This window comes from Labrys sp. 22185 (genome assembly GCF_052045555.1).
Taxonomy (GTDB): Bacteria; Pseudomonadota; Alphaproteobacteria; order Rhizobiales; family Labraceae; genus Labrys; species Labrys neptuniae.
Genome location: NZ_JBQEPH010000020.1, coordinates 44066 through 55739, shown reverse-complemented (window position 1 = coordinate 55739; position 11674 = coordinate 44066). Strand labels below are relative to the sequence as shown.

The window sequence follows — 11674 nt, the reverse complement described above, 5'->3', positions numbered from 1 at the left end:
CTTTGACCGGCGTTATCGGCACAAAACCGGCGGATCCATGCCGAAATGTACGGATGACTCGAGGCCGAAGCTCAGCCCAGGATCGGACGGCCCTTGAGGGTGTTGCTGACGGTGCAGATCCGTTCCGCGTCGGCAATGATCGCCGCCTTTGTCGCCTCGTCGAAATCGCCGCTGACCTCGATCGCGACATGAAAACGTTCGATGCGCGAGGGTTCGTCCGCCGCCTTCTCGCCCTTGACCTCGGCCCGCACCTCGCCGAGCCGGTCGAGCACGCCGAGATTGCTGGCAGCAATGCGGGCACTCAGCACGAGGCAGGCCGAAAGCGAGGCATAGAGCAGGTCGAGCGGATTGAAGCCGGCTTCCGAGGGGCGGGTGACCACGCCGATTTCCCCGCCCGTGGCCGACGTCACCACCGGCTGTCCCAGGCGGGACAGCACGGCCGTCGCCCCCGTCTGCCTCGGCTTCACTTTCGCAATCGACATGCCGTTCTCCCTCGCGGCCAAGCAGGCCAATCCCCGATTTCGGTCGGGGTGCACGAACCAGCTTTGGCCCGCTCCTTTTCCATGGCGCCGGCAGGCGGTCCTGCCCCGCGGTCATGGTGCTACCAAATTACCACTCTAGCTTGGGCATCGTCCGCAGCACTTCGCTGCGGGCACCCGCCTTATTGCTCGTGTTCTTCATCCAACAGGCCGGAGACGTTTTCAATGACCATGACCGTACTGACCCGCCGCACTCTTCTCGCCACCGCGACCGGCGCCGCCTTGGCCGCCGGCGCCAAACTGACCCCTGCCCTCGCCGCTGCCTCGGCAGATCCGAAGGGGCCTGCCGAATTGCCGCCGCTTCCCTATGAGGCCGCAGCGCTGGCACCGACGATCGATGCCGAGACCATGACGCTGCATCACGACAAGCACCACCAGGCCTATGTCAGCAATTTCAACGCGGCCCTGAAACAGGAACCCTCGCTGGCGGACCTGTCCTATCCCGATATCCTGGCCGGCCTGGACAAGGTGCCGCAGAGCGTCCGCCAGGCGGTGCGCAACAATCTCGGCGGCCATGTCAACCACACCATGTTCTGGCAGATCATGGGCGCCAAGGGTGGCGAGCCCGCAGGCGAAGTCCTCGCCGCCATCGAGCGTGATTTCGGTGGTGTCGCCAAGCTGCAGGAGGCCTTCGGTGCCGCCGGGGCCAAGGTCTTCGGTTCGGGCTGGGTGTTCGTCACAGTGACGAGCGAGGGCAAGCTCGCCCTCGACAGCAAACCCAACCAGGATACGCCGCTGATGGACGGCAAGCGCGTGCTGTTCGGCAACGATGTCTGGGAGCATGCCTATTACCTGACCTACCGCAACCGCCGGCCCGATTATCTCAAGGCGTGGTGGAAGGTGGTCGACTGGCGCAAGATCGGCGAACGCTATGCGCTCGCCAAGCAGGGCAAGCTGGTGATCTGACGTCCGCGGCGGGCACGAGACGGCCGGCAACAAAAAGCCCTCCCCGCACCGGCGGGAAGGGCTGAAACGCGAACGCGTTGCGCGAACTCAGTAGCGGTAGAGTTCCGGCTTGAACGGGCCGTTCTGGTCCACGCCGATATAGGCCGACTGCTTTTCCGAAAGCTTGGTCAGGGTGGCGCCGACCTTGGCGAGATGGAGCGAGGCGACCTTCTCGTCCAGGTGCTTGGGCAGCGTGTAGACCTGCTTGCCGTACTGGCCGGGGTTGGTCCACAGCTCGATCTGCGCCAGCGTCTGGTTGGTGAAGGAGGCCGACATCACGAAGGAGGGATGGCCGGTGGCATTGCCCAGATTGACCAGGCGGCCTTCCGACAGGAGGATGATGCGGTGGCCGTCGGCGAACTGGATCTCGTCGACCTGCGGCTTCACATTGGTCCACTTCAGGTTGCGCAGGCCGGCGACCTGGATCTCCGAGTCGAAGTGACCGATGTTGCAGACGATGGCGCGGTCCTTCATGGCGCGCATATGGTCGAGGGTGATGACGTCGACATTGCCGGTGGCGGTGACGAAGATGTCGGCGCGGGGAGCAGCCTGCTCCATGGTGACGACTTCATAGCCTTCCATCGCGGCCTGCAGGGCGCAGATCGGGTCGACTTCCGAAACCAGCACGCGGCAGCCGGCATTGCGCAGCGAGGCCGCCGAGCCCTTGCCGACGTCGCCGAAGCCGGCGACCATGGCGATCTTGCCGGCCATCATCACGTCGGTGCCGCGGCGGATGCCGTCCACCAGCGATTCGCGGCAGCCATAGAGGTTGTCGAACTTCGACTTGGTCACCGAATCGTTCACGTTGATGGCGGGGAAGAGCAGCGTGCCCTTCTTGGCCATCTCGTAGAGGCGATGCACGCCCGTGGTGGTCTCCTCGGTCACGCCGCCGATGGCGAGCGCATTCTTGGTGTACCAGCCCGGATGCGTGGTGAGGCGCTTCTTGATCGCGGCGAAAAGGACTTCTTCTTCCTCATTGGTGGCGCCGTCGAGGAAGGCGGTGTCGCCCTTCTCGGCGCGCAGACCCAGATGCATCAGCATGGTGGCGTCGCCGCCATCGTCGAGGATCAGGTTCGGCGTGCCGCCATCGGCCCATTCGAAGATCTTGTGGGTGTATTCCCAATAGTCTTCCAGGCTCTCGCCCTTGATGGCGAAGACCGGGGTGCCGGCGGCGGCGATGGCTGCGGCAGCATGGTCCTGGGTCGAGTAGATGTTGCAGGAAGCCCAGCGCACATCGGCGCCGAGAGCCTGCAGGGTCTCGATCAGCACGGCCGTCTGGATGGTCATGTGCAGCGAGCCGGCGATGCGGGCGCCCTTGAGCACCTGGCGCGGGCCATATTCGGCGCGCGTGGCCATCAGGCCCGGCATTTCGCTCTCGGCGATCTCGATTTCCTTACGGCCCCAGGCGGCCAGACCCATATCCTTGACGATATAATCTTGCGTGCTCATTCGATGCTTCCCGCATTTGACATGGCGGGCGTCTAGCACAGTCGGCCTTTGCCGGCAATAAGGATATAAGGATTTCTTTATGTGACGAAGGTGCCGGCGCCTCGTTCCCAGCCCGGCACGACGCCAAAAGGGCGGGCCAATCCGCCCGCCCTTCTGTTTCGATCCGACGCCGAGGCTCGGCGAATAGCGGCCTTACTGGCCGAGTTCGTCCCGCGTGGGAATGCGCCCGTTCGGCGTCAGCTTGTTGATGATCTCAGGCAAATGCTGGGCGAGCTGGCCGAGCAGGTCGTTGGGATTGACTCCCGCCTTCTGGGCAAGGTTGTTCAGCGTATCCTGGCCGAGGACCTGGCCGAGTTGGCCCGGCTGGATCGGTTGGTTCTGCCCGCCGCCGATCCAGGAATTGATCACGTCGCCCTGGCCCGACTGCTGGAATTTCTCCAGGAGGCCGCCGAGGCCGCCGAGCAGGCCGCCATCGTTGGAGGCGTCCGCCTGCGGCGCGGACGGCGCGGGAGCCGGTGCCGGCGCAGGGGTGGAGGCTTGCGTCTCCGGCTGGGCATCGTCGCTACCCCCCTTCAGCCATTTCGCGAGCAGAAGCGCACCGGCGGCGATGATCAGCGGCTTGGTGAAATTGTTCTGTGGCACGGCATCGTTCACGGCAGTGTCGAAAAGGCCCATGTCAGCGTCTCCTCGTGAAGGAATGGGGTGCCGCGATAACCGCGGTCGCCTCCAATGTTGTGTATCCTGTCTCTAACGACAAGCATTTTACAACAGTGAATGCGGCAAAATTTTTTCCGAAATTGACTTTGCCTTACGGCAGGTTGCCCCTTGCCAAAAGAATTTGTCCCCCTACGATCATTTAATGGTAAGATTCGTATCTGTCATCCGCCACGAGGGAAAGGCGACTCCATGGGTATCTTGTCTTGGATTATTCTGGGCTTGATCGCGGGCTTTGTCGGCAGCAAGGTCGTCAACAAATCGGGTTCCGGTTTGCTGATGGATATCGTGATCGGCATCATCGGCGCGCTCGTCGGCGGCTTCATCGCCAAGGCAATGGGCATCGGCACCGTCGATGGCATCAATATCGGCAGCATCCTCATTGCCATTGCCGGCTCGATCATCGTGCTGGTGGGTTACAACGCCCTGGCCCGGCGCTGACCCTGCCGAGATCACGATGCGCTGAGAGGCCGGCTGCGTAACCGGCCTTTTTCTTTGGAACCAAGGACGTTCCGGCGAGGCCCGCTTCAGTGCCTTGCCTAGGCGCATTCTCCCATTCGGAGGCGATCCCACCCAGTCGCAAAATGTTTCAGCGATGCAGCACGAAGTCCGGATCGTAGGGCACGCTGAATTCGCCGACATCGGACAGCACTGCCAGCCGGTTTCCGCAGGCCTCCACCTCCGTCACCCGGTCCCATCCCGCCGGCACCGGCATGATGCCGATGGCCTGCCGCAAGTCGATCTCACCCGACGGCGTCAGGCTGATCGAGGTCGGGATGCCCTGTTCGCTATAGTCGTTGGGCTCGATCGATGCCGTGTGGCCCGCCAGCAGATAGGTCCGCACTTCCTCCATGCCGAGCACACCCCGATGGCGGCTGTTCCAGGGGCTGTAATAGCGGCCGCCATTGCTCATCCACAACAGGGTGGAGGGGAAGTCTTCCGGTCGCTTCAGGCTGAGCACCAGATCCGCCTCGCGATGCCGTAGCGCGGCGCCCCAGGCGAGTTCCCGGCCAGGCGCCTCGGGCATCATCACGCAATCCTCGTGGTTGCGGTCGAAGGGGTAGCAGCTGAGATTGGCCGTGCCGCCATCGGCTAGTGGGGCCTTCTTGAGATCATTGAAGCGCGCGGGATAGGCCAGTGCCGAGCGCCCCTTGAGCGGATCGGCCTCCAGCGGATCGGTCGACGTCTCGATGAAACGCTTGGGCGAAAAGCTCAGATGGCCGCCCTGTGGCAGCGACACCATCATGTGCAGGCCCACGGATACCGCTCCCTCGCCCCCCTGGAACAGATGGCGCTGATAGAGGAAGGGATGGTCGTCACGCAGGGTGAGTTCCTTGACGACGCGCGCGCCCATCACCCGCTTTTCCAGTTCGAAACGGGCCTGGCGCCCGCCATCGACCGTGCGGGTCTCCAGGTGCCTCCAGGCCGAATTGGCCGGCCAGCCATGGGCCGGTGAGCCATCGACATCGCTCAGGCCGAAAGGAGCGCAGAGGAAATCACCCGACAGGCGCTGCAGATGGGCCGGCGTGTCGGCGGTATGCGCCTCCTCCAGCCAGGGGGCACTATGCAGCGGCGCGACCTGGCGGCCGTCCCGCTCCACCATGAGTTCCCGGATATGCCCGACCGCAAGATCCAGAGTCGCGCGGATGCCGTGCGCCTCGATCGTGACAAACTCCCCATCGGCGGCCATCGACTGCATCTCCCCTGAATCGTCTAATTTTATTCGTGTCAAAACAATAGGATAGGCTTCCTGCGGCTCCAGTATGATCCAAAAGCGGGCGGACGCAACAGGGCGGCGAGCACCGCAAGCAGCCGCTCCGGCCACCTCGTCTTCTTCGCCGACGGACCTCGAGCCAAGCGAAGAAGGTGCTTGCAACAATATAAATGCACTAATATATTAATCGACACCGCACAGGACGCGATTATCGGAGCCACCCGCCATGCTGGACACGCTGCGACATGCGAATGTGAGGCCGCGCTCCACGGCGACCAATGTCTATGAGATGTTGCGTAGCGACATCGTGCTCGGCGTGCTCAGGCCACAGCAGCCGATCCGCGAGGCCGATATCGCCGCCAGCCTCTCCGTGTCGCGCACGCCGGTGCGCGAAGCCTTGCTGCGCCTCGCCAATCTCGGCCTGGTCGAGATCTTCCCGCAGAGCGGCACGGTGGTTGCACCGATCCGGGTGGAGAAAGTCAAGGCCGCCCAGCTGATCCGCGAGGTCGTGGAGGTGGAAATCAGCCGCAGGGCGTGCCAGGTGGTGAACCAGGCCGATCTCGACGCGCTGGCGGGCATCGTCGACGAACAGGAATTCGCGGCGGGCCGCAAGGATGTGCGCCGCTTCTACGAATTGGACGAAGCCTTCCATCGCCGTATTTTCGCAACGGTCGACTGCCTGGCCGCCGCGGACGAGCTGGAGGACATGAAGGCCCACCTCAATCGCCTGCGCTTCGTCACCGTGAACTGGCCGAACCGCTCGGAAGCCATCATCGCCGAACATCGCGACATCCTTGCCGGCCTCGCCGCTGGTGACGAGGACGCCACCGCCATCGCCATGCGCAACCATCTGCGCACGATTCTGCAGGCGCTCGACAATTTCGTCACACGCACGCCGTGAACCAGAGCCGCCGCAAAGGCGGCCTTCACAACGACCAAACCAAGGCTGCGGCAACGACCGCAGGCAGGAGGGAACCCCATGATCTTGACGAAGTTACGTGCAGCGGCCGTTGCCGGCCTGCTTGCCGCGGGTTTGTCGGCCCCGGTGAGCCACGCCGCCGACAAGCCGCAACTGACGGTGTCGCACGACAAGGCCGGCTGGCAGGCCAATTTCGAGGCCTATGGCAAGGATGACCCCACCGCGAGCTGGCAGGTCACGCCCTTCGGCGACACCACCAACTATCAGGCGGCGGTCAGGGCGGCCCTGCCGACCTCCTCGGCGCCCGGCATGTTCACCTGGTGGTCCGGCTACCGCATGAAGGACCTGGTGGAGGCAGGCCAGCTGGAAGATCTCACCGCGATCTGGAAGCCCCTGCTGGCCGACGGCAAGGTCAAGCAGGAAGTCGCCGATGCCTTCTCCTTCGACGGCAAGATCTATGCCGTGCCCAACAACGTCGCCTATTGGGCGATGTTCTACAACAAGAACGTCTACAAGGAGCTCGGCCTCGAAGTCCCCAAGACCTGGGCAGAGCTGGAAGGCAACCTCGCCAAGATCAAGGCTGCCGGCAAGGTGCCGATCGGCCAGACCATCGAGGGACGCTGGCCGGCCTTCATCTGGTTCTCCGAATTCCTGGTGCGGTCCGATCCGGATTTCTACGTGAAGCTGATGGCCGGCAAGGCCAAATATACCGATCCGCAGGTCGCGGCGGCCTTCGCCACCTGGAAGGACTGGATGGCCAAGGGCTGGATGGACGACGGCACTTCGCCCTTCGGCTTCACCACCGGCGACAGCATGAACAACTCCTTCGCCCAGGGAAAGGTCGTCCACATGCTGGTCGGCACCTGGTTCGCCGACACGGTTACCAAGGCCGGCACCATCGAGGGGCGCGACTGGGGCCTGTTCGTGCTGCCCAACAAGAATGCCAGCCTGCCGCCGAGCGTGATCTTCGAGGCTGGACCGCTGTTGGTGTCGAAGAACTCCGACACGCATGACACCGCGGTGAAGGCCGCTACCTATTGGATGAGCAAGGAAGGCGAGCAGCGCTGGGCCGACCTCACCGGCTTCCTCGTCGCCAATAGCGATGCGAAGCTGCCGGCCGACAAGGAAGTCGCCAAGCTCAACGATGTGGTGGCCAAGGACCACTACAAGCTGCTCGGCCGCTACTGGGAAACCACGCCTTCTCCGATCGCCGAGGCGGCCGTCGACGAGATCTCCAAATTCGTGCTCGACCCGAATTCCGCGCCGGAGGTGATGCAGAACCTGCAGAAGATTGCGGACGACTACTGGGCTGCCCATCCCAAGCCGTGAGGTCACTCGCAGCATCTGCTCAACAGTAAGACGAAGCACAACTTGCCTTCTCCGCGAAGCGGGGAAGGTGGCCCGGCGAAGCCGGGTCGGATGGGGTGCAGCGGGCAATGCGCCGATCGCAACCCGATTGCACAACCATCCTGCCAGCCTTCCGGGGTTTCGAGCTGCCCACCACCCCCCATCCGTCATTTCTTCGAAATGACACCTTCCCCACTGCTTGGAGAAGGCTTTCTGAAGCACTTCCGGAGCCCGACGCAGCGATCATGCCTCCCCTGTCCGACCCCAAGCAGCGTGAAGCCTATCTCTATGTCGCCCCGGCGGCGTTGATGGTCGGCGTCTTCCTGATCCTGCCGATGCTCTACACCACCCTGCTCGCCTTCACCGACTGGAACGGCATGACTGCGCCGGCCTTCATCGGCCTCGCCAACTTCTTCAAGCTGGTGACGGACACCAATTTCACCCGCCCCTTCGTCAACACGCTGAAATGGATGGTGCTGGGCGTGGTGCTGCCGGTCGGGCTCGGCTTTTTCTTCGCCTACGCCATTTCGGGGCTGAAGGGGGCGAAGCTGATGCAGGTCTGCATCTACATTCCCGCCACCATCTCGGCCTCCGCCGCCGGCATCGTCTTCGGCTTCGTGCTGCGCGACCAGGGCGCCCTCAACATCCTGCTGGATGCCATCGGCCTCGGAGCCCTCAGGGTGAACTGGCTCTATGTCCAGCCCTACAACACCTATGCGATGATCGGCGCCTATACCTGGCAGGCAACCGGGATCAATGTGATGATCTTCCTGGTGGGCCTGCAGAACCTGCCGAAGGAGCCGGTGGAAGCGGCCACGCTCGACGGCGCAGGCGGCTTCGTGCTCGCCACCAGAATCATCATCCCCATGCTGATGCCCTATGTGGTAATCGCCTCGCTGCTGGCGGTGATCAACTCCTTCAAGGTGTTCGACACCATCTGGGTGATGACCGGCGGCGGCCCGGCCCGCATGTCCGAAACCCTGGCGGTGACCATGTACAAGGAGGGGTTCGCCAATTTCAAGATGGGCTACGCCTCGGCCGTCGCCGTGGTGATTTCCGCCCTCTCCCTGGTGTTTTCCTATCTCTATCTGCGCAACATGCTCGCGCGCGAAAGCCAGGTCTAGTCATGGAACGTGCAAGCGGGACGCAATCGGGCGATCGCAGGAAAACCATCCTCTCGGGCGCCATGCTGGCGGTGACGCTGGTCTGGCTTTCGCCGATGGCCTTCCTCTTGATGAACACGCTCAAGACAGCCACCGACTATACCCGAGGCCCGCTCAAGCTGCCGACCAGCTTCAATCTCTTCCACAATATCGCCAATGCCTGGGCGCAGGGTATCCAGAGCGGCTTCATCAACTCGCTGCTCTATGGCGCGGCGAGTTCCCTCACGGCGGTGCTGCTCGCCGCTTTCGCCGCCTATGGCATCGTTCGGCTGAAGCTGCCGCGGGGCCTCGGCTGGTTCCTGTTCATCTATTCGGGCACGATCTTTCCGCTGCAGATGTATCTGATCCCTTTGTTCAAGAGCTACATCGCCCTCGGCCTCTATGACACCAAGCTCGGGCTGTTCGCCTTCTACACCGCGATCTGCATCCCCTTCGCCACCTTCGTGATGCGCGGCTTCTTCCTCACAGTGCCCTGGGATATCCAGGAGGCGGCCGAGATGGATGGCGCCTCGAGCTGGGAAGTGTTTTGGAAGATCATGATGCCGCTCGCCAAGGCGCCCTTCCTGATGCTCACCCTGGTGCAGTTCACCTGGGTATGGAACGACCTCCTCTTCGGCATGATCCTGGTGCGCTCGCCCGATGCCCGCCCGGTCCAGGTCGCCCTGCTCGGCATGCAGAGCCTCTATGGCCAGGCCGACGCGCCGACCATCATCACTGCGACCCTGATCGTCTCGTTGCCGACCCTCATTCTGTTCCTCATGCTGCAGAAACATTTCGTCCGCGGCCTCGCTTTGGGGACCGCGAATTGATGCGTCCTTTCTCCCTCTTCTCTTCCTGCAATCGGATAGTGCGATGAAGATCGTCGACCTCAAGGCCACCACCGTCGCCGTGCCGCTCGAAGCGCCGCTGCGCCATGCCGCCGGCGCGCATTGGGGGCGCTTCATCCGCACCATCGTGGAAGTCATCACCGACGAGGGCATTATCGGGCTCGGCGAGATGGGCGGCGGCGGCGAGTCGGCCGAGGCGGCGGTGCGCGCCCTGCTGCCTTATCTCGAGGGGCACGATCCGCTACAGCTCGAGCAGTTGCGCTGGAAGATCATGAATCCCACCGCCTCGCTCTACAACAACCGCATGCAGCTCCATGCCGCCATCGAAATGGCCTGTATGGATGCCGCCGGCAAGAAACTGGGCATAAGGGCCTGCGACCTGATCGGCGGCGCCATCCGCGAGACGATCCCCTTTGCCAGCTATCTTTTCTACCGCTACCCCCATGAGGCAAGCGGTCAAGGCGGCGAGACCAGCCCCGACGAGATCGTCGCCCATGCCCGTGCGCTCAAGGCCCAGCATGGTTTCACCAGCCACAAGCTGAAGGGCGGCCTCTTCCCGCCGGATCATGACATCGAAACCGTCCGCGCCCTGGGCGCGGCCTTTCCCGGGGACCGGCTGCGCCTCGACCCCAATGCCGCCTGGTCGGTGGAGGAAGCCGTCCGGGTTGGGCGGGCGATCGAGCATCTCAACAACGACTATTTCGAGGACCCGACCTGGGGCCTCGAGGGGATGCGCCGGCTGCGGAACCTGGTGCGTATTCCCACGGCGACCAACACGGTGGTGGTGAATTTCGAGCAACTCGCCACCAACCTACGGCTGGAGGCCGTGGACGTCGTGCTGCTCGACACCACCTTCTGGGGCGGCCTGCGCCAGGCCCACAAGGCCGGCACCGTGCTGGAGACCTTCCAATACGGCGCCGCCGTGCATTCCTCGGGCGAGCTCGGCATCCAGCTCGCCTCGATGCTGCATCTGGGCGCCGCGCTGCCGAACCTCTCCTTCGCCGCCGACGCGCATTACCATCACCTCACCGACGACATCATCGTCGGTGGTCCCTTGCGCTATGTCGGCGGTGCCATCGCCCTGCCGCAAGGACCGGGCCTTGGCGTCGAGCTCGATCGCGACAAGCTCGCCCGCTATGCCGAGCATTACCGCGAGGTCGGCGGCTACACCTATGACCGCGATCCCGGCCGCCCGGGCTGGTATTCGATCCTGCCCGAGCAGCGCTTCGCCGATCCCCGAAAATAAGGGGCTTTTCAGGCCGCCCGATAGCGCTCGGCCGCGTGTTCCTGCCGGAAGTTCGGCAGCATAGCGCGGCGGGCGGCATCGAAGGCTTCCCACTGGCTCGCATCCGGCAGCGGCGGAATGGTGACGGCTTCGCGCCTGTCGAAGCCGACCAGCGCGGCGTCGACCAGTTCGCCGACGTCCATCACGCCCTCCAGTGCGTTCACGTCGCGGCCGGAGCGTTCCCAGATTTCGGTGCGGGTTGCCGCCGGCAGCACGGCCTGGATATAGAGGCCGCGCGGGCCGAGTTCCACCTGCAAGGTCTGCGACAGGGTCAGCACGAAGGCCTTGGTCGCCGCATAGACGCCCAGGGAAAACTCCGGCGCCAGCGCCACCACCGAGGCGATATTGACGATGGCACCGGTGCCCGCGGCAAGGAAGCGAGGCGTCACTGCACCGGCCAGTCGCGTCAGCGCCGTCACGTTGAGGCGAATGAGCTTGTCCAGCGCTTCCGGGTCCTGGTCGGCAAAGCCGCCATGGGCGGCGGCACCGGCATTGTTGACCAGGATGCCGATCTTGGCATCCTCGCGCAGGCGCGCCTCGATACGGGCGAGATCCTCGGAGGCCGTCAGATCCGCCTTCAGGACATCGACGGCGACGCCGTTTTCCTGACGAAGGCGGCCGGCGAGCGCGTTCAGGCGCGCCTCGTCCCGTGCCACCAGCACGAGGTCATGGCCGCGCCGGGCGAAGCGTTCGGCATATACGGCGCCAATGCCGGTCGAGGCACCGGTGATGAGAACGGCGGGAAGGGATTTGGTCATGGCATTTCTCCAAA

At 63.8% G+C, this 11674-nt stretch carries 12 protein-coding genes; 7 read left to right on the top strand and 5 right to left on the bottom strand.

What is annotated here, in order from left to right; genetic code table 11:
* Positions 1 to 71: 71 nt before the first annotated feature.
* Positions 72 to 482 carry an OsmC family protein gene (locus ACTJKX_RS27905; RefSeq protein WP_440727234.1) on the bottom strand — a complete coding sequence of 137 codons (411 nt, stop codon included), beginning with the start codon at positions 480 to 482 and terminating at the stop codon, positions 72 to 74.
* A 228-nt stretch (positions 483 to 710) separates the two neighbouring features.
* Here ACTJKX_RS27905 and ACTJKX_RS27900 point away from each other — a divergent pair, with 228 nt between their 5' ends.
* Complete coding sequence (locus ACTJKX_RS27900; protein WP_440727282.1) at positions 711 to 1445, top strand: superoxide dismutase; 735 nt, start codon at positions 711 to 713, stop codon at positions 1443 to 1445.
* Positions 1446 to 1532: 87 nt separating this feature from the next.
* Here the strand turns inward: ACTJKX_RS27900 and ahcY are convergent, their stop codons facing one another.
* Together ahcY and ACTJKX_RS27890 are read right to left on the bottom strand one after the other, a co-directional pair.
* A complete protein-coding gene (gene ahcY, locus ACTJKX_RS27895) occupies positions 1533 to 2933 on the bottom strand; it encodes an adenosylhomocysteinase (RefSeq protein ID WP_311937820.1) in 1401 nt (466 codons plus the stop codon).
* Between the two features lie 192 nt (positions 2934 to 3125).
* A complete protein-coding gene (locus ACTJKX_RS27890; RefSeq protein ID WP_394312590.1) occupies positions 3126 to 3608 on the bottom strand; it encodes a YidB family protein in 483 nt (160 codons plus the stop codon).
* Between the two features lie 231 nt (positions 3609 to 3839).
* Here ACTJKX_RS27890 and ACTJKX_RS27885 point away from each other — a divergent pair, with 231 nt between their 5' ends.
* Complete coding sequence (locus tag ACTJKX_RS27885) at positions 3840 to 4088, top strand: GlsB/YeaQ/YmgE family stress response membrane protein (protein WP_311937816.1); 249 nt, start codon at positions 3840 to 3842, stop codon at positions 4086 to 4088.
* A 148-nt stretch (positions 4089 to 4236) separates the two neighbouring features.
* Here the strand turns inward: ACTJKX_RS27885 and ACTJKX_RS27880 are convergent, their stop codons facing one another.
* Positions 4237 to 5337: a hypothetical protein gene (locus ACTJKX_RS27880; protein WP_440727233.1), complete on the bottom strand. Its 1101-nt coding sequence runs from the start codon at positions 5335 to 5337 to the stop codon at positions 4237 to 4239.
* A gap of 250 nt (positions 5338 to 5587) precedes the next feature.
* On the opposite strand from ACTJKX_RS27880, the gene ACTJKX_RS27875 reads away from it, so the two are divergent.
* The 5 genes from ACTJKX_RS27875 (at position 5588) to ACTJKX_RS27855 (ending at position 10863) form a co-directional block, all read left to right on the top strand.
* On the top strand, positions 5588 to 6262 hold the full coding sequence (locus tag ACTJKX_RS27875; protein ID WP_440727232.1) for a GntR family transcriptional regulator: 675 nt from the start codon (positions 5588 to 5590) through the stop codon (positions 6260 to 6262).
* A 78-nt stretch (positions 6263 to 6340) separates the two neighbouring features.
* Positions 6341 to 7609, top strand: a complete 1269-nt coding sequence (locus ACTJKX_RS27870) for an ABC transporter substrate-binding protein (protein WP_440727231.1) — start codon at positions 6341 to 6343, stop codon at positions 7607 to 7609.
* A gap of 263 nt (positions 7610 to 7872) precedes the next feature.
* Positions 7873 to 8751 carry a carbohydrate ABC transporter permease gene (locus ACTJKX_RS27865; protein WP_394312596.1) on the top strand — a complete coding sequence of 293 codons (879 nt, stop codon included), beginning with the start codon at positions 7873 to 7875 and terminating at the stop codon, positions 8749 to 8751.
* A gap of 2 nt (positions 8752 to 8753) precedes the next feature.
* Entirely contained in the window at positions 8754 to 9599 is an 846-nt protein-coding gene (locus tag ACTJKX_RS27860; RefSeq protein WP_394312598.1) for a carbohydrate ABC transporter permease, read from the top strand.
* 43 nt (positions 9600 to 9642) lie between these two features.
* The gene (locus ACTJKX_RS27855; RefSeq protein WP_367623834.1) at positions 9643 to 10863 is read left to right on the top strand and encodes an enolase C-terminal domain-like protein; all 1221 of its coding nucleotides are present in this window, start codon (positions 9643 to 9645) and stop codon (positions 10861 to 10863) included.
* 8 nt (positions 10864 to 10871) lie between these two features.
* Here the strand turns inward: ACTJKX_RS27855 and ACTJKX_RS27850 are convergent, their stop codons facing one another.
* The gene (locus tag ACTJKX_RS27850) at positions 10872 to 11660 is read right to left on the bottom strand and encodes an SDR family NAD(P)-dependent oxidoreductase (RefSeq protein WP_440727230.1); all 789 of its coding nucleotides are present in this window, start codon (positions 11658 to 11660) and stop codon (positions 10872 to 10874) included.
* Between the last annotated feature and the right edge of the window lie 14 nt (positions 11661 to 11674).